This is a genomic window from Rhodococcus tukisamuensis NBRC 100609 (genome assembly GCF_001894985.1).
Classification (GTDB): domain Bacteria; phylum Actinomycetota; class Actinomycetes; order Mycobacteriales; family Mycobacteriaceae; genus Rhodococcus_G; species Rhodococcus_G tukisamuensis.
Genome location: NZ_BCXG01000007.1, coordinates 49,499 through 69,734, shown reverse-complemented (window position 1 = coordinate 69,734; position 20,236 = coordinate 49,499). Strand labels below are relative to the sequence as shown.

General features: G+C 69.3%; 21 protein-coding genes. 11 read left to right on the top strand and 10 right to left on the bottom strand.

From position 1 onward, the window contains the following. Positions 1-31: 31 nt before the first annotated feature. The 3 genes from RT2_RS10095 to RT2_RS10085 all read right to left on the bottom strand — a co-directional run bounded on the left by RT2_RS10095 (position 32) and on the right by RT2_RS10085 (position 2,481). Entirely contained in the window at positions 32-850 is an 819-nt protein-coding gene (locus tag RT2_RS10095) for a DUF1707 SHOCT-like domain-containing protein (RefSeq protein WP_072844808.1), read from the bottom strand. 5 nt (positions 851-855) lie between these two features. Beyond that, complete coding sequence (locus RT2_RS10090) at positions 856-1,728, bottom strand: DUF1707 SHOCT-like domain-containing protein (protein WP_072844663.1); 873 nt, start codon at positions 1,726-1,728, stop codon at positions 856-858. 87 nt (positions 1,729-1,815) lie between these two features. After that, complete coding sequence (locus RT2_RS10085; protein ID WP_072844662.1) at positions 1,816-2,481, bottom strand: DUF6891 domain-containing protein; 666 nt, start codon at positions 2,479-2,481, stop codon at positions 1,816-1,818. Between the two features lie 415 nt (positions 2,482-2,896). On the opposite strand from RT2_RS10085, the gene RT2_RS10080 reads away from it, so the two are divergent. Further along, the gene (locus tag RT2_RS10080) at positions 2,897-3,193 is read left to right on the top strand and encodes an antibiotic biosynthesis monooxygenase family protein (RefSeq protein WP_072844661.1); all 297 of its coding nucleotides are present in this window, start codon (positions 2,897-2,899) and stop codon (positions 3,191-3,193) included. 375 nt (positions 3,194-3,568) lie between these two features. Here RT2_RS10080 and RT2_RS10075 read toward each other — a convergent pair whose 3' ends face one another. Continuing rightward, positions 3,569-4,552, bottom strand: a complete 984-nt coding sequence (locus tag RT2_RS10075; RefSeq protein ID WP_245709266.1) for an alpha/beta fold hydrolase — start codon at positions 4,550-4,552, stop codon at positions 3,569-3,571. 399 nt (positions 4,553-4,951) lie between these two features. Between RT2_RS10075 and RT2_RS10070 the strand changes: the two genes are divergently transcribed. Beyond that, positions 4,952-5,713, top strand: coding sequence for an inositol monophosphatase family protein (locus RT2_RS10070; RefSeq protein WP_072844660.1), 762 nt, complete (start codon positions 4,952-4,954; stop codon positions 5,711-5,713). A 247-nt stretch (positions 5,714-5,960) separates the two neighbouring features. On the opposite strand, the gene RT2_RS10065 is transcribed toward RT2_RS10070, so the two are convergent. The 4 genes from RT2_RS10065 to RT2_RS25420 form a co-directional block, all read right to left on the bottom strand. Continuing rightward, positions 5,961-6,293: a hypothetical protein gene (locus RT2_RS10065; protein ID WP_072844659.1), complete on the bottom strand. Its 333-nt coding sequence runs from the start codon at positions 6,291-6,293 to the stop codon at positions 5,961-5,963. Between the two features lie 413 nt (positions 6,294-6,706). Beyond that, on the bottom strand, positions 6,707-6,901 hold the full coding sequence (locus RT2_RS25820; RefSeq protein WP_072844658.1) for a hypothetical protein: 195 nt from the start codon (positions 6,899-6,901) through the stop codon (positions 6,707-6,709). Between the two features lie 510 nt (positions 6,902-7,411). Next, positions 7,412-8,818: a selenium-binding protein SBP56-related protein gene (locus tag RT2_RS10055; protein ID WP_072844657.1), complete on the bottom strand. Its 1,407-nt coding sequence runs from the start codon at positions 8,816-8,818 to the stop codon at positions 7,412-7,414. A gap of 598 nt (positions 8,819-9,416) precedes the next feature. Next, positions 9,417-9,989 carry a hypothetical protein gene (locus tag RT2_RS25420; RefSeq protein ID WP_139191179.1) on the bottom strand — a complete coding sequence of 191 codons (573 nt, stop codon included), beginning with the start codon at positions 9,987-9,989 and terminating at the stop codon, positions 9,417-9,419. A gap of 498 nt (positions 9,990-10,487) precedes the next feature. Here RT2_RS25420 and RT2_RS10045 point away from each other — a divergent pair, with 498 nt between their 5' ends. The 5 genes from RT2_RS10045 (at position 10,488) to RT2_RS10025 (ending at position 14,150) form a co-directional block, all read left to right on the top strand. Then, complete coding sequence (locus RT2_RS10045; protein WP_072844655.1) at positions 10,488-11,558, top strand: coiled-coil domain-containing protein; 1,071 nt, start codon at positions 10,488-10,490, stop codon at positions 11,556-11,558. A gap of 283 nt (positions 11,559-11,841) precedes the next feature. Then, on the top strand, positions 11,842-12,126 hold the full coding sequence (locus RT2_RS26360; RefSeq protein WP_245709268.1) for a hypothetical protein: 285 nt from the start codon (positions 11,842-11,844) through the stop codon (positions 12,124-12,126). Between the two features lie 181 nt (positions 12,127-12,307). After that, positions 12,308-12,841 (top strand): hypothetical protein, encoded by a 534-nt coding sequence (locus RT2_RS10035; RefSeq protein WP_072844653.1) that lies wholly within the window; start codon positions 12,308-12,310, stop codon positions 12,839-12,841. A gap of 101 nt (positions 12,842-12,942) precedes the next feature. Further along, positions 12,943-13,440, top strand: coding sequence for a hypothetical protein (locus RT2_RS10030; RefSeq protein ID WP_072844652.1), 498 nt, complete (start codon positions 12,943-12,945; stop codon positions 13,438-13,440). A 50-nt stretch (positions 13,441-13,490) separates the two neighbouring features. Next, entirely contained in the window at positions 13,491-14,150 is a 660-nt protein-coding gene (locus RT2_RS10025) for a response regulator (RefSeq protein ID WP_072844651.1), read from the top strand. Positions 14,151-14,165: 15 nt separating this feature from the next. Here RT2_RS10025 and RT2_RS10020 read toward each other — a convergent pair whose 3' ends face one another. Next, positions 14,166-14,783, bottom strand: a complete 618-nt coding sequence (locus RT2_RS10020; RefSeq protein WP_072844650.1) for a hypothetical protein — start codon at positions 14,781-14,783, stop codon at positions 14,166-14,168. A gap of 202 nt (positions 14,784-14,985) precedes the next feature. On the opposite strand from RT2_RS10020, the gene RT2_RS10015 reads away from it, so the two are divergent. From RT2_RS10015 to lnt, 3 genes are read left to right on the top strand one after another with little or no spacing between them, the layout of a single operon-like run. After that, entirely contained in the window at positions 14,986-15,603 is a 618-nt protein-coding gene (locus tag RT2_RS10015) for an FxsA family protein (RefSeq protein ID WP_072844649.1), read from the top strand. Then, the gene (locus tag RT2_RS10010; RefSeq protein WP_072844648.1) at positions 15,600-17,183 is read left to right on the top strand and encodes an amidohydrolase; all 1,584 of its coding nucleotides are present in this window, start codon (positions 15,600-15,602) and stop codon (positions 17,181-17,183) included. Before RT2_RS10015 ends, RT2_RS10010 begins: the two co-directional genes overlap by 4 nt. After that, positions 17,173-18,798 (top strand): apolipoprotein N-acyltransferase, encoded by a 1,626-nt coding sequence (lnt, locus tag RT2_RS10005; protein ID WP_083577279.1) that lies wholly within the window; start codon positions 17,173-17,175, stop codon positions 18,796-18,798. The genes RT2_RS10010 and lnt overlap by 11 nt, the downstream gene beginning before the upstream one ends. Positions 18,799-18,931: 133 nt before the next feature. On the opposite strand, the gene RT2_RS10000 is transcribed toward lnt, so the two are convergent. Further along, positions 18,932-19,270 carry an RNA polymerase-binding protein RbpA gene (locus RT2_RS10000; RefSeq protein WP_072844647.1) on the bottom strand — a complete coding sequence of 113 codons (339 nt, stop codon included), beginning with the start codon at positions 19,268-19,270 and terminating at the stop codon, positions 18,932-18,934. Positions 19,271-19,457: 187 nt separating this feature from the next. Between RT2_RS10000 and RT2_RS09995 the strand changes: the two genes are divergently transcribed. Beyond that, positions 19,458-19,790: a hypothetical protein gene (locus tag RT2_RS09995; protein ID WP_072844646.1), complete on the top strand. Its 333-nt coding sequence runs from the start codon at positions 19,458-19,460 to the stop codon at positions 19,788-19,790. Positions 19,791-20,236 lie beyond the last annotated feature (446 nt).

The window sequence follows — 20,236 nt, the reverse complement described above, 5'->3', positions numbered from 1 at the left end:
CTCGACCTGGCGTCGTCTGAAGGTCGCGGAACTACCGGTCGCTTCGGTGGACGCTGCGGACGGCGCCGTCGAAGCCGACCGTCAGGAAGCCCTGCGCCCCCGTGTCCTCGTTCCGCAGGTAGATGCCCACGGCCGGTCCGTCGTCCCCGCGGTCTGCGATCAGGTAGACGTCGCTCGGATTGCCCACGCCGAGCGTGCGATCGGCGCCGTAGAGCAGCCCGATCAGCTGGGGAACGTTCGGGCGCAGCTCCGCGAGGTCGACGGGGACGCCCTCGGTGCGGTGGGACGACGTTCCGTCGTCCGTGATCCGGGCCCGCCCGTCCTCCACCTCGTACCGGTACGACTGCTCGCGGCCGGGTTGGCCGGGAACCGGGCGTGAGAACGTCGCATACGCGGGGTGGACGGTCAGCCGGTCGACCTGCGAGTCGTCCAGGTGGTGGGCAATCTCGTCGAGCATCCGCCCGAAACCCGCCGCGGTGGTCAGTTCCGCTTGCGCCCCAGCCGTGGTGGCGGCCGGATCGCCGCTGTCCCGACTCGACGTGACCACCACGATGCCGCCCACCAGGACGACGGCAGTCGCGAGCGCGACGGCCCAGCGGGTGCTCCGCTGCGGTGACGGCGGGCTCACGCTCTCCCGCAGTTCCGCAGGCACCTGCAGGTCCCGCACGAGTCGATCGAGGTCGGCCAGCGTGCGCGCCGACCCGGCTGCCTCGACCCGATTCCGGTGCTCGCCGTCGCTCAGCTGGCCGTCGGCGAACGCCGAGTCGAGGGCGTCGCGCACCGCGGCGCGGTCGACGTCGCGGGCGCGCAGTCGCGTTGTCGCGGCCACGGGGCGAAGGCGATTCGGCATGATCTTCATCCCTCGGTCGGGGAGATGTCGACGACCGAGCCGTCCAGACGCGTGTTGACGAATCCCGATCGGTCCGCGTCGTCCGTGAATTGGACGGTGACCAGGCCTTCGGTTCCCGAATCCGGGCGTACGAAGATGTGGTCCACCCTTCCCGACGGCATCCCGACACGGTTCGCCCCCGTCGCGATCACGTCGCCGAGCCGGGCCACGTCGAGGTCCGCGAGGTCGACCGTGGCTGTGTCGAGGGGCCGCGCCCCCGGATCTCCCGAGGTGGAGAAGCCGCCGCGGAAGCTCCAGTCCTGTTCGCGGTGCGGCTGGTCCTCCAGCATCCGGGTCACGAACACGTAGCTGGAGTAGAAGGTCACCTGGTCCACCCGCAGATCCCCGCCGAACTTCACCCCGAGCTGACGCACGAATTCGCGGACTCCGTCGGTGGTGAGGGGATCGATCGGCTCGATCACTATCGGCGCTGGCTCGCCCGCCGGGATCGGCGCGGGGGCGGGAGCCTGCCGGGCCGCGCCGGCGACGTCGGTGGCCTCGGGTGCCGCGTCGTCCCCGCGGGTGGCGAAGACCAGGGTTCCGCCGACCGCCAGGACCGCGGCGAGGACGGCGGCCACGACGCGTCCGGGAACCCGTTGCCGCGGCGCCGGTTCGGGCGCCGTCGCGCGGGTGGCCTCGACGAGATGGTCGGGGATCTGCAGGTCCGAGACCAGCGCGTCGAGTTCACCGAGCGTCTTGGCCTTCATCGCAGCGGCGGTGCGTGCCTGGTACTCGGCCGGGTCGAGCTGTCCCTCACCGTATCCGGCGTCGAGCAGCCCGCACGTCTGGGCGCGATCGATGTCGCGCGCGCGAGTTCTGGAGGAATCCTGCTCAGGCACACACGTGATCCTAGGAAACCGTGCTGAGTCGTCTCCGCCCGCCTCCGGACCGATCCGGTCCCGCGGCTACTCCCACTCGACCGGCGGTCACGCCTCGATCGGGTCGTACCAGTCGGCGTTCTTGAGCAGCACCCGAGTGCCCAGGTCGCGGTCCCATTCCGGCTCGATGCCGTGGCGCCGGAGGACGGGAAACATCACGTCGTCGAGCAGGCGCGTCACGTCTGCCGTGTAGAGGACTTCCTTCTCGTCATCGCTGAGCGCGTCGTAGACGGCCTCGTCGAAGTCCTCGGGCGGGAACGCGCCGTAGCCGATGTAGGTCTCGCCGTCCTCGACGAGCTTGTCGGTGTCCTGCTGGTGGAAGTAGGCGTAGCCCTTCCAGTGGCGGCTGTCGTCGCGCTCGCCCCAGATCTCGCCGGATGCGCAGGTGCCGCAGCAGGAGAAGTCCGCACGGGCGAGGACGCCGTTGGCATTGAGCTCCTCGAACGCGGCGATCGTGCGGGAGGTGTACGCGCCGATCTCCGCCTGCTGGCGCAGCCGGGCGGTGCGGAGCGCGTCGAACGCCGCCCCGAGCTGCTCGTCGGTGAGGTCGTAGTCCTCGCTGTAGATGTCGATGAAGTCGTCGGCGTCGCCTCGGCCGGTGATCAGCTGATCCCAGATCTGCCCGGTCAGCTCAGCGCGGCCGTCCTCGTCGAGGGGCAGCTCGGGCAGGGTGGCGTAGGGCGGCAACGTGTTCGGGTTCGACAACGCGCTCACAGCGCAACCTCCAGACAACGAGCGGAACCGGGCCAATCGCCCGGCGGTGACGATGCTAGCTTCCGTCGATCCACAGATCGGTACGCAGGCCAGGACACGAACGAGGCCTCGCACCCCACTTCACCGAATGGTGGAACTCGCAGATCGTCTCCCCGAAGGTGCAGTCGTCCTTTCTTCGTGTTCTCGCTGACCAGAACGAGATCGACGCCCTCGGTGCGGTCGAGGACCGAGTCGGGCGCCCTGGTGTCGCGGTCAGATTGCCGACAGGGTGAACCCAGTGATCATGGGGACTGGGCCAGCTTCCGTGCCCCAACCGTATCCCCGTCGCACACCGCACTGCGCGAAGGACATTCGGCTTGGATATCGGGCCACGTCAGTCTCCGCGGCCCCGGAACGCGTGTGGGATCATCGCCGAATGGTCCTGGAGCACGCGCTGCTGTCGGTCAATCCCGGCGAGGAAGATGACTTCGAGGCAGCCTTTGCGGAGGCCAAGGAAGTCATCGCGGGCATGCCCGGCTACCAGTACCTGACCCTGTCGCGATGTCTGGAGCGACCGAGCATCTACCTGCTACTTGTGCATTGGCAAAGCCTCGAGGATCACACCGAGGGCTTTCGTGGATCTACCCAGTACCAGGAGTGGCGTCGGCTGCTGCACCACTTCTACACCCCGTTCCCCACGGTCGAGCATTTCGTGCAGGTGCAGAGCGCCTGACGCTCCGGGCCCATCAGGCGGACGTGCGGTTGCCGACCATCCCTGGAAGCCGCAAGTGCCGTGTATTGAACGCCTCCATGCCGAGTGGAGTCGGCCCAAGTCCACCTACTTGGGTGCGCTCCGGTGAAGTGGCCAACGCGGTTCTCGGCGACGCCAGTCACGTACACCATCGCGCTCGGAGAGTGCGTGAGGTTCGCCGATGGTCGAATGGAAGACCTCGCGCTGGCGGCGCACTCACTGAAACGGCAACTGTGACGCGGCTCTGGCGCACGAACACACGGCCCGTGCCTGGCCCGCCCGGCGTTGTCACGCCAGAGGGCGGACCGGGCTACGGCGCACGCGCTACTGGATGCTCGGTACCACTAGGCGGCAGGGTCATCGAGTCTGGACATGCTCGTCGAGGAATTGCTGTGTCATATCGGCAATCGCCGCCGCGTGAGCGTGGAACAGGTAGTGGTGGCCGTCCATGATCGTGACCTGCTGGATCGCCGGGTTGCTGATCGCCGCGTGGTGCGAGGGCTCCCACTCCGGTTCCACCTCGAGCGAGGAGGCGGCGAGGATCGACAGTGCCGGCAGCGTCGGCGGGAACACGGCCCCCTCGGCCGATCGCACGTTCTCCGCCCCGCGGGCCATCTCGTCCAGCACGGTCGGGTTCAGCACCCACGAGTACGCGCGCAGGTACAGGTCCTGCTGGTCCGGGGTGTACTCGGCGGACTCGCCGAGACTCTCCCGGTAGTCGGCCACCAGCCCCAGGTAGTCGGTGCTCTTGTCCAGGGCGATCAGGTCTCGGGTGCCGCCGGCCGCGTTGACGCCGGACATCCAACTCGGCCAGTCCGGGGAGTTCTGGGCACTGTCAGAGGTGTAGCGCTCGTCGTCCAGGCCCACCACTGCGGCGACCTCGTCCGGGTGGTGTGTGGCCCACCACATCGCGTACAGGCCCGAAATCGAATGGGGCATCAGGACGTACGGGCCGCCCAGCCCCAGTTCCCGGAGCGCGGCCCGGGTCTCGTCGACGATCGCCTCGCTGGTGCGCGGGGCGTCGGTGCCGTCGCTGAGGCCCAGCCCGAAGGGCTCGACGGTGACGACGGTGTTCTGCTCGGCCAGGCGCCGCGCCAGCGGGGCGAAGCCGAGGATGGGCTCCGGCGTGGCCAGGCCCGGCATCAGGACGACGGTCCGCGGTCCAGAACCCTGGACCGCGACGCTCATCCGGCGCCCGTCCACCTCGACATAGCGGTGGTCGGAGCCGATTGCCTCTTCGATGGCCGCCTTGTCGCGAGGCGTCTGCCACCAATGGACACCCGCTGAAATCGCAACGGCAACAACGACCACCGAGACCAGGCCGACGAAGATCCATCGCACCACGCGAAGTGGCCGGCGCCGTGGCTTCGGATGCGTCGAACCCGATACTTCACTTGGTCGATCGCCATCGGTCTGCCCTCCCGACTCCACGTCGACGGCAATCGGATCAGGCCCCCCTGTACTCCCCATGCGGCCAACATAACCGACGCCAATCGCCCGTATTCGTTCCTGCCGGGCGATGCGGCTATTGTCTGGATCAGCGGCAGGCAGTGGGCCGCCCCCCACACCGGCGAGGTCTGGGGCGCAACAGGCGTCCTGGGTCCGAATCCGGGGGCGCTGCCCTCGGATTTGAGGTGGCGGGCCTACTGCCTTCCCGGCCTGGTCGCGGTTGTCGCTGGAAGCTGATCGACGACCGCCCTGGCGCGGGCTCCTCCCACGGGACGTTCTAGTATCCACGCGATGGGCAGCGTTGACGACCTCCAACTCGCGTTCGACACCTCGGACTTGGCGGCGGAACTCGCGCTCGCTCACTTCGAGTCTGGCGTTTCGGCAACGCTGAAGGACGACGGCACACCGGTCACCGAAGCCGACCGGGAAGTTGAGCGCTTGCTCCGGGAGACGTTGTCGGGGGAACGGCCGGACGACGCGTTCTTCGGTGAGGAACTCGGTCAGCTCGGCGAGTCCGATCGGGTCTGGATTCTCGACCCGATCGATGGCACCGGGTTCTTCAGTCAGGGTGATCCGAACTGGCGAATCCACATTGCCTTGGAGGTTCAGGGGACCACCCAGGTCGCGGTCGTCACCTCTCCGGCGCTGCGGCGTTGTTGGTGGGCAACCCGGGGCGGCGGTTCCTTCGAGTCGTGCTGGCCACGCGAGGAGAGCGAGACGCGCCGCCTCCAGGTCAGTACGACGGCGACGCTCGCCGACGCCTTGCTCGATGCTGTGGATGACGAGTCCCGAGCCCGACTCCCACCGAGTGCCGCCCACGCACTGGGGAGCCCGTTACCGCTGGTCGAACTCGTTCGCGGCGAGATCGATGCCTTCTTGGCCGAGCGTTACCACAAGTGGGATCACGCGCCGTGGGTTCTCCTCGTCGAAGAGGCCGGCGGCCGCTTCACCGATCGAACCGGTGGACACGCGTGCGATCGGGGCGGCGGCCTGTACTCGAACGCCAACCTGCACGGGCAGCTACTCGCTTCGCTGCAATACCCGGCGCATTGAGGTTCCGCCGCGGGCGAGGCGCGGGCGACGCCGAACCGGCGCCGCCCGGCAAGCACGGAAGGCGGATCCGCTTGCGGCGAGAGGCCTTCCACCGGGTCTGTGAGGCGGGCTACCGTCGACCTCGGTCGTCATTGCCCTCCCTCACCTGAGGGGCCGACAACCCGTTGGTCGTAAACCCGCGCCCCGCATCGCCGTTCGCGGTGAACCCGACTCCGTCGTCCGCGATCGCGCTGACCCGTTCGCCCGGTCAGTACGTTGCTGGATCCCAGAAGTAGAGCTGACCTGCAAAGGCGCCGATCAACCCCGACGGCGGGTTGAGGGCGTGCTTCTTTCCTTCCGGATCGAGCTGGTACGCAACGGTCATTCCGTGGAAGGAGACGCAGTGGATGTTGTCGGTTCCGAAGGGGCTGAACGCTACCTTGTTGGTGCCGTTCCATGCGTCGAGGACCCACGGCACCCGAAACTGGTCGCTGCACGGGTATTCGCGTAGGCCGACATCTTGTGCCGCTGCGCCGGGCGCCAAGACGGTTCCGCTGCCGACTGCCAGTGCGCCCGCTGCGACGAGCATCTTGCGGTTCATTTCGAATTGCCTCCCCAACATTCGGTAATGGACAGTCTGTTTATAGGACACGCAGCGGTCGGCGTTACAAGCCTGCCGCAGTTTGACCGTCCCGATGAGTTCACCGCCGGTTCGACCTTGGGTCGATCCACCCTCGAGCGCCGGATTGGTGCCTGCTTGACGATCGCAAAAGGGGACGGCCGGTGGTGGAGTCGATCAGAGTGGGTTGCGTCCGTGAGGGATTCAGGTGACCCATACCGATTGCAACTCCTGTAGCGCGCAGTACCGCCGTGGGTGGCATTGCCACTGGTGGTGCGGCGCGGGCCAGGGGTACGCAGTGCCGAGCCGCCGCGGACAAGGGTGGCCGGCGGTGGTGAGGAACTTCCGCGGCTGCGCAGCGCTGTCGAGACGACGTTGTCGTCCTCGACCTCGGTCTATTGCGGGCAGCTGATGGTTCCTACGGCAGTGGTCGGTGAACCCGAGCCGCGGTTGCCCGGGGCGGCGTTGATCATCGAGAAGTCGACGACTCGGCCGTCGTCGCTCGACCGCACCGCGACGCTGTCGCTGTCCGGGTTGAACATCTGGACGAGAGTGCCTGTTTCATCGGCAAACATGATGGTCACCGACACGACGGCGGGTCCCTCCTCGTCGTCACCGTGCGAGTCCTTGTCTCTGACGGAGACTACGACCGTGTAGATGCCGCGGCCCGGGCGACGAACGAAAGATGAACTGCTGCACGGCGCATGGCGTGAGCTCCCCGCGTTGGATCTGACCCGACCCTGGTGCAGTGTCAGCGTACGCGCTCGGGTGCTTCAGGGGTCCTGCATGACGGTCGTCAAACAGGTCGCGCGCGACATGGCATGGACCGTCGCTCACCGCCCACACGAATGATTGAGTGGTCCAGTACTCGCGCCATTGGGGCAAGCCCCAGGAACACTGGAGCACGAGTCGTCCTCGTGGGAATGGCGAAGGTATGACTTCGTGAGGGAAGGGTGTGACTCGCGGCGTTACGTGGCGGTGTTCTCGCGTGGTTCCTTGGCGTTCCAGAGGGGGATGACTCGACGGATCTCCCCGATCCGCCGTGCAAGGGGAGTCGAGCCCCGGGGCTCGCGGCGCGGGCCGCAGGCCAACGCCGACTGCTATCGGTAGCAGTACGAATCGGAAGACGCGTCGCCGCCCTGGAGGCGAACCTGGTGTACCCGCAGACCCCGGAAGTCCTCGTCGTGGGGGAAGAAGGTCTCGTCGACGGTCATTCCTCCGCGAGGATCGGTGTGGATCGCAGCCATCCAGGCCCCGACGCCGTCCGGGTAGAACTGGTCGTCCCAGGCGCCGTAGAGGGAGTTTGTGAGGTAGACCCGCCGACCGTCACGGCTGATCTCGACCATCTGTGGGCCGCCGGACAGCGGCCGGTTCGGTGCCGCCGGATGCGCGTTGCGGCCGACGATCCCGCCGAGCCGGATGGACCCGGTCTCCGTCGGGTTGGCAGGGTCGTGCACGTCGAACTGCTTGAGCTCCCCGATGCCCCAGCACGAGACGTAGAGGAACCGGTCGTCGACGGACAGGTCGATGTCGGTGACCAGCGGTGGCACCGCACCGAACGGTTTCAGCGCCGGCGGCAGCAGGTCCGGATCGGCCGGCTCGGCCGGGACGGTGATCACCTTGTCCACCGCCCAGCTGCCGCCGTCACGGTGCCAACGCCACACCGAGGCCGACAGATCCTCGGTCGAGACAACCACACCAACGAACCCCCAGGTGGCATCCGGGTCATGCGACGGGCGCAGCTCGAGCGGCATCTGGTACTGCTCGCCGAGATCCACCCGCTGCCGGTGCCGGCCGGTGGCGAGGTCCCAGAAGTGGATGGCGTGGCCGTACTTGTTCGCCAGCAACAGCTCCGGCACCAGCCCGTCCTCGATCATCGAAGGCGTGCCCCACTCGCTGCTGATCAGCGTGTTCTGGTTGAGATGCCACCACGCGTCGTAGGCGAGGTATTGCGGTCCCCGGTCGGTCTCCCATTGCCGGAGCACGTCGAACGTGTCGTGATCGAGCAGTGCGATCCCGCCCGGCCCGTCCGATCCATTCACGCCGCCGAGGCAGGTCATGAAGACGCCGTCCGGCCCGCAGTGCAACGTGTGTGGTCGGGAGTATCCGGCCTGGGCTGCGAGCACGGCGCTGTCCACGGTCTTGACCAGGGTGGGTTGACGTGGGTCGGGCTGGGTGTCGAACACATACAGGTGGGACGAGCGCAGACCCGGCACGATCAGGTACCGGCGGGCCAACCCTTCCATGTGGTGACCCTCGTGTTTCAGTGCGCTGCTACAGGCGTTCCAGCCGAAGTGGTGCAGCTCGCCGCCCCGGTGGGGTACCTCGGTCCAGCCCACCACCCGGCCGTATGTTTCCGAGCCGGGATCCACGTCGATCACGCTCAGCGCATCGGGCTTCGCCGCCGCGCGATCGAACGCGACCACATAGGCCAGTGTCTCGGGCGGAGCGGCGGCCGCCTCGGCTGCGCTGCGATAGAAGGTCGGGTCCATGGTTGGCTGACTCATCGCCGTCCCCTTCGTATCGATACGACGAGACCCGCCATCACCGCCTGTTACACCTACCGCAACCCGCGCCGACGGGTTCGCAGTGACGAGGAAGACGTACGGGCTCTCGGTGAACACCAAACTTGTCTGCGCGGACAAACACCCGGCCTGCCATCGGGACATGGATACCCAATAAGGATAGGAGAAGCGGACGACGGGCGGAACCGTCTCGACCCGCCGACTGAAGCTCTTGTAGGAAGCTGACAACAAACCATCCGTCCGGAATAGCGATCTTCCTACAGGACCCGCGTGCACGGCGGATCGTGAAGAGCTGTCGGCGGTCATGACCCACGCCGAACGCCAAGGAACGAGGCGAGAACACCGCCACCTAACGCCGCGAATCACAAGGGAAGGGCTTGCAAACCCTGGTTCGTCTCAAAATGTCGCGCGATTTCAGTCTCGTTCGCGTTGTTGTCCCAGGCGTTCGTCTCAGATTTCCACGTCAGCGGCATTCACAACTCACTGAATCGGTCCTGTGACTGATCGCACAAGACCTGACTGCCGTCGTCTGGTGCCTACAGGTCGGGCACACCAACGCATCGGTCGGCGGCGGACTTCACTACTTGTCGACGAACGACTCACAGCGGATCTGACCGGCGGCGCGTATCAGGACCGGGTCGGCATCGATGCTGGTCGCGTCGCCGGTCACCTCGAACGTCACCGCGGGGTCGTGGTCGTTCGCGGTGATCGTCGCACCCTGGCCATCCTCCGCACCCATGCGGAAGTGGCGGCCCTGCTTGTCCGAGAAGACGATGGTCACGGACGGCGACTCGTCGGGGTACGAGGAGACGTCGGGGACATGGACTTGGACGTCGAAATCTCGTCCGGAGTTTTCGCCGCCGGCGTCGTACTCCGCGAAATCGCTGGTCTTCGCTGTGAAACTGCGCGCCGCGCCGGTGTGAGGGCCGCCGCGGCGGATGCATTCGGGGCTCGCTTCGAGCGGAAGGGTGACCCTCTCGGGCCAGGCACCGGTGACCTCGAGCCATGCTCCGCTCGAAAGGCCGGCAGTCGGCGTGGGCGGCCGTGGGTCTTCCGGCTGTTGAGGCACCCCGCATCCGGCGACCGCCGCTGACATGGTCGCGAGTACTGCCGTCACAGTGACGTATCTGCTCCTACCCCGCATGACAGCCACGGTAGGCGAGTGGATCGGTCGTGTGCAGCGGGATGCCGGGATTCCTTGTCGGCCACCGACATCTCGGATCGACAGGCGCCGCGTCGGTATCGAATGAGCAAAGAGGTCCGTGCCGAGGGAGTGCCGACAACGGAGTCGCAGCGCTGATCGGGGCGCCGGGGATCTGATCCGGTTCCAGGTTCGGCCGGCGCGTCTGACGGCGGATCCGTATCACCCAGTCACCGTGTGGCTCGGTTCCGAGAATCGGTGAGCAAGCTACGGCGGGCCCGACTCCTGTCGATGGGGCAGTCGGCAGGTGCACAGTTTTTGCCGGGGGCGGTGACGGGTCCGGGTGCGGGCGATCGGGTCGATGGCGCCGGATCCGAGTGCCAGGACAGTAACTCACGATAAGTGGGGATTATGACGATCAAGAATCATCGTTTCATTACGGCGGATGTAACGTAACATGACACGTAACGTAACTAAATAGGCAATCCAGCGAGAAACAGGGGACTGCACGTGAACACCGAGGACGCGAAGGACGCCGGCGCCACCGAGGAACCGAAGGCGCGACCGGGCCGGCCCCGCCAGTACGCCAGCGACGCGGATCGTGTCCGGGCCTTCCGGTCCCGCCGGAAGGCCCGCGAGCAGCAGGGAGAACTCGACGCGCTCCCGACCGCCACACCGAGCGAGGCGGTCGGGGTTCTTGAACGGACACTCGAGGACCTCCGGACCGTCACGACCACCTCGATCGAGCAGTTCAACGTGTTCGCCCGGCAGATCACCGCTGCCGTCGACAAGCTCAGCGACCCGGACACGCTCGACGTGGCACTGCACCGCGCGACCGTCGAACTCGCACAGACGAAGGCGAAGTACGAGGCGGATCTCGCGGAACTGCGGTCGCGCCACGAGGCCGCGGTCGAGGACCGAGCCAACGCCGAGGCCGCGGTCGACGCGGTCGACACCGAACTCGCCGCCGCGGTCTCCGATCACCGGCTCGAACTCGAGCGACTGTCCGCGGACCACGAGGCCGAGCTCCGGGCCCTCGAGGAGACGCACACCGGGCAGCTGCGAGCCGTAACCGAACAGATCGCGGCCGTCGAGGCCGGCCGCGACACCCGACTGGCCGCCGCAGAATCGGACCTCGACGGACTGCGCGGCCGGCTCCGCGAGGCGCAGGCCCGCGCGGACGCGGCCGAGCGACGGGCCGAGACCGCCGAGCAGTCCGCGGCAGCCTCCGAACTACGCGCCGAGCAGGCCGGCGCGGCGGCCGAGCAACGCCTGACGCAGGTGACCGCCGCGGCCGAGCAGCGCATCGTCGACCTGCGTGCCGCGGCCGAACACGCCGCCACCACAGCGGCGGGGATGATCGCGCGGCTCGAGAAGTCCGTCGACCACGAGCGTGCCGCGGCGACCGCCGCCCGCGAACGGTCCGACACGCTCAGGGACGAGCTCGAACGCGCCCGCCTCGACGCCCACGAGGCGCGCGCAGCCGAGGCCGCGCTGCGCGTGCAGGCAGGCGAGCCACGCGAGCGAAAGTCCCGGCCCGGCGAAACCGAAGGAGGGGAGACCGAGGCGGAGATACGCTGAAACCCCAGCAGGTCGGGGCGGTTTCCACACCGGAGGTCACGCCATGCGCCGGGTATCGACTCCTCGTTCGGTCGCCGCAGGGGCCGTCGCGTGCCTCGCCGTCCTCGCCCTCCCGCTCGGGTCACCCGCCCCAGCGACCGCCGACCCGCCATCGTTGACGACCACGGAGTTCCAGGTTCCAGTGCGGTACGTCGCGGGATGTCTGAGCACCGTCTTCACCTGCTGGTATCTACCGCCGCTGACGACCGTGACACCGTCAGCGACAACGGATACACCCGGGAGGGTGACCTTCACCGCGAAGCCCCCGACACCGGCCTACTATTCATGCCTCGACGTGACGGTGCACTGGCTGAACCTGACCACCGGCGCCGCCGGAACCACAGCACTTCGGCGGGTGCCACCCGACAACAGTCGCCGAGTGCCGCAGGACGAATGGTGCCGGTATGTCCCGTCGACCGCCGTCACCGGCAGCGGCACGATCGCCGCGACCGCCGATGTCGGCGCTGTCGCTCTGTGGGCCTACCAGATTCTGGTCACCCCGGGTGTCGGGATCATCCCGGTCCCGTAGGGCCTGAAGAGGGTCCTCGATGCCACGGCGCCGTCGCCAACGCCGTGGCATCGTTGCGCGAAGGCGGACGAGCCACGCGAAGTGCGGACCCGACCCGGCGAAACCGAGGAAGGGAAGACCGATACGGAGATAGGCTGACACCTCAGCAGGTCGGGGCGGTTTCCACACCGGAGGTCACGCCATGCGCCGCGTATCGGTTCCTCGTTCGGTCGTCGCCGGGGCGGTCACATCTGCAGCCGCCGTGGCCCTCGCACTCGGCTCGTCCGCCCCGGCGACCGCCGACCCGCCGCCCGCGGCGACCACCGAGTTCCAAGTTCCGGTGCGACACATCGCGGGATGCATCCCCGGCCTCTTCGTATGTATCAGCGTGCCGCCGCTGACCACCGTCACCCCGACGGCAACCACCGGCGCACCCGGCGAGGTGACCTTCGCGGCGAAGCCTCCGACGCGGACCTGGACGGGATTGAGCGGTTGCCTCGAAGTGACGGTGCACTGGCTGAACCTGACCACCGGCTCCGCCGGTACCACCGCGCTCCGACCAGTTCCGTACGACTACAGCCGCCCCTACACGCCGGACGATTGGTGCCGGTACACCCCGGCGACGGCGGTCACCGGCAGCGGCACGATCGCCGCGAGCGCCGACATCGGCGTGGCCGGCCCCTGGGAATACCGGATCCTGGTCACCCCGGGCGTCGGGATCATCCCGGTGCCCTGAGGAGCCGAAGGCCGACCCGGCGAAACCGAGGAAGGGCGGACCGGCACGGGGATACGCTGACTCCAGCAGGTCGGGACGGGTTTCACACCGGAGGTCACGCCATGCGCCGCGTATCGGTTCCTCGTTCCGTCGTCGCCGGGGCGATCACATCTGCAGCCGCCCTGGCCCTCGCAGTCGGCTCGTCCGCCCCGGCGACCGCCGACCCGCCGCCCGCGGCGACCATGGAGTTCCAAGTCCCGATCAGGTTCGTCACGTGGTGCACGCTCGCCATCTACCCGTGCATGACCTTGCAGCCCGCCACCATCACGCCGTCGGCGACGACCGGCACACCCGGCGCGGTGACCTTCGCGGCGAAGCCTCCGTACTGCCGCGAAGTGTGGGTGAACTGGCTGAACCTGACCACCGGCTCCGTCGGCACCGTCCTGCTTCGACCGGTGCCGCCCGATTACAGCCGCCCGTACGTACCGGGGGAATGGTGCCACTACACCCCCGCAACGGCGGTGACCGGCAGCGGCACGATCGCCGCGACCGCCGATCTCGCTCCCGCAGAATCCCAGGTAGTGATCACCCCCGGGATGGGCACATTCCAGGTTCCCTAGTCACGATGGCACCACCGCATCGGGAATTCCGGGCGGGCTAGTGTGTTCGCGTGCCGATCACCGTGTTGCTCGTCGACGACCAGGAGCTCATGCGTGTGGGCCTGACCATGGTGCTCGATGCACAGGACGACATCACGGTGGTGGGGGAGGCCGGCGACGGTGCCGCCGCGGTGGCCGCGGCAATCCGGCTCGAACCCGACGTGGTGCTGATGGACGTGCGGATGCCCGTGGTCGACGGCATCGCCGCCACCGAGCAGATCCTCGAATCAGACTGCCCGAGCCGGGTTCTGGTGATGACCACCTTCGACCTCGACGAGCACGCGCTCGGTGCGCTGCGGGCCGGGGCGAGCGGGTTCCTGCTCAAGGACACCCCGCCCGAGGACCTGATCTCGGCAATTCGGAGCGTGGCGGCCGGCGACGCGGTGGTCTCTCCCAAGGTGACCCGGCGACTGCTCTCCCGGATGATCGGCGACGACCCGGCGCCGAAGCGTGCCCCGGAGGTCCTCGACGTGCTCACCGAGCGCGAACACGAGGTGCTCGAGCACGTCGCGGCTGGGCTGTCCAATGCGGAGATCGCTCGGGGCCTGCACCTCTCGGAGGCGACGGTCAAGACGCACGTCAGCCGGATGCTCACCAAGCTGGGGTTGCGAGACCGGGTGCAGGCCGTGGTGCTGGCCTACGAGACCGGGCTGGTCACGCCCGGCTCGTAGGCCCCCTCACCGGTGTCAGGCGGTGAAGCTGCCCACAGTCGGCAGCGCCATGCAGTTGGTCCCGTCCAGGTAGTCGACGGAGCCGAAGAGCGCCGCGAAGACCTGGCCCTCGCCCGTCGCGACGGTCTTGGACATGGTCGGAATCGTCATCAGCGCGTCGTCGAGCGGCTCGAAACCGCCCTTGAGGGTGTTGACGTTGAACCAGGCAACGGAGAGCCCCGAGGTCTTCGGGATGCCGAGGACCCCGGGCAGCGCCTGGAAGCGCAGGTCACCGCGCTCGATCCACGGCGGGATCGGGAAGTTCGGGCCCGCCTGCGCGGTCGCGACGGTGACGGTCAGCGGGTTGCCCGCGACGCCGCACCCCAGCGTGGGCGCCGGGTAGAAGAAGTTCTGCGTCTTGGTGGCCCCGAACTCCGGAAGCGGGGGCAGTCCCGGCAGGAACCCGGCCGCGCCGAGGATGCCCTGCAGCGCGGCCAGCCCCTCGGGGGACTGCGCGCCGGCCTGGGTCAGCAGCCCGGCAAGGTCCGAGCCCGGCGCGGGTGCCGGTGCGGCCGTCGCGGTACCGGTGAACACGAGGGTGGCGGTGGCAGCGGAGACCGTGAGGGTGGCGATCCGGCGGAGGATCCGGTGCATGGTGACTCCTGACGTTGTGGTGCGGTGAACGTGACGAACGACTGCCCCGACCGGCCGATCTCGGAATGTCGTCCCGGAACTCGGCCCAGGTGCACTGCACCACGCAGAATGTCTCAATGTCAACTTGAGGGTTAGTGTTCGGGAGAAAATTCGGATACTCACGCGTTGGACTGACAGAACCGTCTACCGAAAGGACCACGCCATGATCCCGGCGCTGCTCGTGCTCTATCTCGCTGTCGAGGTGGCGGCCGTGATCTGGGTCGGCAGCACCATCGGAGTGCTGTGGACCGTGCTGCTCTTCCTGCTCGGCTGGGTGGTCGGCCTGTGGCTGGTCCGTTCCCAGGCCAAGCGCGTGTTCGAGCAGTTCCGGCGCGCCGGCGCCGGGACCGCCTCGGCCGGTGGCGCGGTGGCGGACGGCGCCCTCGTCGCGGCCGGCACCGTGTTGCTGGTCATCCCCGGGCTCGTCACCTCCGCGCTGGGGTTGCTGCTGTTGATGCCGCTCACCCGCCGGGTGCTGCGGCCGGTGGTGCTGCTGGTCGGTGGCCGCCGCGTCGCGATGGCCACCGCGGCCGGTCAGGCCGGAGCCGGGGTGTACGCCCACACCCGACGTCGCACCGTCGTGGACGGGGTGGTCGTCGAGGACACGATCGTCGACACCACCACCGGCGGTGAGGATCTCCGGTACTGGCCCGGTGCCGACGGCGGCCGACGGTCGGGGGGTCCACTCGCCATCGAGGGCGAGATCGTCCTGCCGGATTCCGGCGGGCGGTACCCGGGGCGCGACCAGGACGGCTCGGGCGGGCAGACTAAGGCTCCGTGAGCACCCAACTTCTGGTCAACGGACGCATCTACAGCCCCGCCGCCCCGGACGCCACCTCGATGGCCGTCACCGACGGCATGGTGGTCTGGGTCGGTGAGGACCGGCCGGGCCGCGCGCTACACCCCGACGCCGAGGTCGTCGACCTGGACGGGGCGTTCGTCACCCCCGGATTCGTCGACACGCACGTCCACACCACCGCCCTCGGACTGGCCCTGACCGGCCTCGACCTGGCCGCCGCGGCGTCGCGCGGCGAATGTCTCGAACTGGTGCGCGCGTACGCCGCAGCCCACGACGACGCCGTGATCTGGGGCCAGGGCTGGGACGAGACCCGCTGGACCGCCTCCGACGCGGCCGCGCCGACCACCGCCGAACTCGACGCCGCCGCCCCCGGACGCCTGGTCTACCTGGCCCGGGTCGACGCGCACTCGGCCGCCTGCTCCACCGCGCTGCGCCGCGCCGCCGGGGTCGACGACGCTCAGGCGCCGGTGACCGGCGACGACCACCACCTGGCCCGGACAGCCGCCCGGTCGCTGCTCACCCCCGAGCAGCGCGCCGCCGCCCGCACCGCCGCCCTCGACCTGGCTGCCGCGCACGGCGTCGTCGCCGTGCACGAGTGCGCCGGCCCCGACATCGCCGGCCTCGACGACCTGACCGAACTGCTGGCGCACCCGCACGGCGTGGAGGTCCGCGCCTACTGGGGCGAGGCCGTCGCCAGCGCCGAGGAGGCCACCGCGCTGCTCGCCCGGACCGGCGCGCACGGCCTCGGCGGCGACCTGTTCGTCGACGGCGCGATCGGCTCGCGGACCGCGTGGCTGTGCGCGCCCTACGTGGACCGCCCGCACACCGGCACCTGCCACCTCGACGTCGACGCGATCGCCGCGCACCTGAGCGCCTGCACCCAGGCCGGGATCCAGGCCGGCTTCCACGTCATCGGCGACGCCGCGGTCGCCGCGGTGGTGGCGGCGTTCGAGCGGGTCGCCGACGAACTCGGCGCCCCCGCCGTCGCGGCCCGCGGCCACCGCCTCGAACACCTGGAGATGATCACCCCGGAGCAGGCCGCCGCGCTGGGCCGGCTCGGCGTGATCGCCAGCGTCCAACCGGCATTCGACGCGCAGTGGGGCGGCGCCGACGGGATGTACAGCCGGGCGCTCGGCGCCGAGCGCGCCCGTACCCTCAACCCGTTCGCCGCGATGGCCGCCGCGGGTGTCTCCCTGGCCCTCGGCTCGGACGCCCCCGTCACCCCGCTCGACCCGTGGGCGATGCTGCGGGCCGCGGTCAACCACTGCACCGAGGGACACGGTCTGTCCCCGCGGGCGGCCTACGCCGCCGCCACCCGTGGTGCGTGGCGTGCCGGCGGCGTCCGGGACGGGCTGGCCGGCACCCTGGTCCCCGGGGCCCCCGCGTCGTACGTGATCTGGGAGGCGGGCGAGCTGGTGGTCAGCGCCGCTAAGGACTCCGTGCAGCGCTGGTCCACGGATCCCCGCTCCCGGGTGCCCGCCCTGCCGCACCTCGAGCCGGACAGCCCGAGTCCCGTCTGCCGCAAGACCGTGCACCGCGGCGTCACCGTCTATGAGCGCTGACACGTCCACCGACGCCGGGCCGGCGGTCCAGTCGAGCCCGGCGCCCGGCTGGCTGCGGCGGCTGGCGCCGACCCTGCGCGACAGCCTGGCCGCGGTGGTCGCGGGCCTGTTGCTGTTCGCGAGCTTCCCGCCGCGTCCGACCTGGTTCCTCGCACCGGTGGGGGTGGCGCTGCTGGTGCTGGTGCTCACCCGCGCGCCGCTGCGGCCGCGCCGCGGCTTCGGGTACGGGTTCCTCGCGGGCCTCGGCTTCCTGGTCCCGCTGCTGCCGTGGGTGGGGGAGTACGTGGGCCCGGCACCCTGGCTCGCCCTGGCCACCGTCGAGGCACTGTTCTTCGGCCTGTTCGGTGTGCTCGCGGTGCTGCTGGCGCGGCTGCCCTGGGCGCCGCTGTGGCTGGCCTGCGCCTGGTCCCTCACCGAGTGGTTGCGCGCGAGCGTCCCGTTCGGCGGCTTCCCCTGGGGCCGGCTCGCGTTCGGCCAGCCCGACAGCTGGCTGCTGCCGATCGCGAGTCTCGGCGGCGCGCCGCTGCTCAGCTTCGCGGTCGCGCTGACCGGTACCGGCCTGGCCGCGCTCGCGCTCGCGGTGGTCCGCGAGCGGTCGCCGCGCCGATGGCTGGCCCCGGCCGCCTGGGCCGCCGCGATGCCGTTGCTCGCCGCCGCCCTGTGGCCCACCCTGCCCGACATGGCCGCCACCGACGCCGACGACCGCACCGTCACCGTCGCCGCGATCCAGGGCAGCGTGCCCCGGCTCGGGCTCGAGTTCAACGCACAGCGCCGCGCGGTCCTCGACAACCACGTCCGCGAGACCGTCCGGCTGGCCGACGACATCGACGCCGGCCGCCAACCCCGGCCGGACATCGTGATCTGGCCGGAGAACGCCTCCGACATCGACCCGCTGCGCAACGCCGACGCGGCGACCGCGATCAGCGCCGCATCGCGGGCCGTCGGCGCGCCGATCCTGGTCGGTGCTGTGCTCGTCAACGGCGACGGCACCACCACCAACTCGGTGATCGTGTGGGACGCGGACACCGGTCCGCAGGAACGCCACGACAAGAAGATCATCCAGCCGTTCGGCGAGTATCTGCCGTACCGCGACTTCTTCCGGCACCTGTCCTCGTACGCGGACAAGGCCGGGAACTTCGTGCCGGGCGACGGGAACGGGGTGGTGCACGCGGCCGGGATTCCCGTGGGAGTCGCCACCTGTTACGAGGTCGCCTTCGACCGGGCCCTCACCGAGGCGGTGCGCGACGGCGCGCAACTGATCGCGGTGCCGACCAACAACGCGACCTTCGGCGACACCGAGATGACCTACCAGCAGCTGGCCATGTCGCGGGTGCGGGCCGTCGAGCACGGCCGGGCCGTGGTGGTGGCCGCCACCTCCGGGGTCAGCGCGATCGTCGCCCCGGACGGGTCGGTCCAGCAGTCTTCGCCGCTGTTCGCCCCGACCACGCTCGTCGCGGAGGTCCCGCTGCGGGCCACGACCACCCTCGCGACCCGGCTCGGCTCGATCCCCGAGTACCTACTGTGCCTCGTGGCGGCCCTCGCCACGGCCGTCGCCGTGGTGCGCCGCCGGCGCTCGGCGCCGGAAGCCCCGGAGGCGGCCGACGCCGCGGCATGAACGCGGCGGCCTTGCCCAGGGACGACTGAACGCCCCGGAGGAAGTCCTCCGGGGCGTTCAGTGTTCGATCAGGCGCCAGCAGCCGCCGGCTCCGCTACGCACCGCGGCGCTGCATCCGTAGACGCCGGCTCCGCTACGCTCCGCGGCGCTTGGTCTTCAGCAGGTCCATCCGCTCCTTGAGCAGCTCCTCGAGCTCTGCCTCCGAGCGACGCTCGAGCAGCATGTCCCAGTGGGTGCGCGGGGGCTTGACCTTCTTGGCCTCCGGCGCGGTGCCCTCGAGGAGCTGGCCCTCGAGGCCGTTCTTGCACATCCAGGTACCGGGGATCTCCGCCTCGTCGGCGAACGGGACGTCGAATTCCTCGCCGTTGTCGCAGCGGTACCGGGCCATACGTCGAGGCGCCAGATCGTGGTCACGGTCCGTCTCGTAGCTCACTGCGCCGAGTCGGCTGCCTCGAAGTACGCGATCTGCCATGGTGGTGTCCTCTCCTCCGCTTGCCCTACAAAGCTCTGGTCACGCGAGCGCGCCTGAAATCGGCGGACCAAGCGTTCACACTCATCTACAACGTCACGGAAATCCGATTGGTTCCCGTACGGCGCGCAGAATCGACCACCACCTTACCGGGTGAGGACGACGGCCCCGCACAGTACAGTGGCCGACTGTGGCCGGCCCTTCGAGAAGACCCGAATCGTGCGTCTGGTGCGGTCGACAGGTGCCCGACGCGGGCATGGGCCGGCGACGCCGGTACTGCCGCCAGTCCTGTCGACAGCGCGCCTACGAGCAGCGCGTTGCGGTGAAGGGCACCGCGATCGCGCCCGACGCCGTGGTGCTCACCGCGGACGAGGCGACGGCGGTGATGGACCGGATGTTCGAGGTCCGGTGCGCCGCGGAGGACGTCGCCACGGCCGCGGCCGAGAGCGCCTCGCCGGCGGAACTCGCCGCGCTGTGCGCCACGCTGCTCGAGCTCGCGCGTGAGGCCGAACGACTCCGCTGAGACACGTGACTCTGACACACGTGACAGGATAAAACGCGGCGTGACCTGCACTTATGCGAGTTCATGTGCCGACGGGTAGCGTCAAGGACGGTGACTCGGCACACCCGCGAGGCGCCATACCGCACGCGTCACTGTTGCGGCGGAGAGAGTTTCGCGGGGTCGGTCACTGCCACTCGGGGGGTGGCGAGGTAACCACCTTGGGTGTCTGTCGGCAGGCCCCGTCCAGGGCGAGGCTGGTGTGACAGAGCGCCATGCACCTACGCACCCACCCGACTGGGGGGAACACAATGCCGACCACCGTCGCGCACACTCCTTCTGCAGCACCCGACTTCTGTCGTCGTCCTTCGAACCAACGCGGTCCCGAACCCGTGGTATCGACAAACCAGCACGGCAACATTCGCATCTCGATACCCTTTAGAAAAGGAAGAAGCGACACGCCGCAAGAG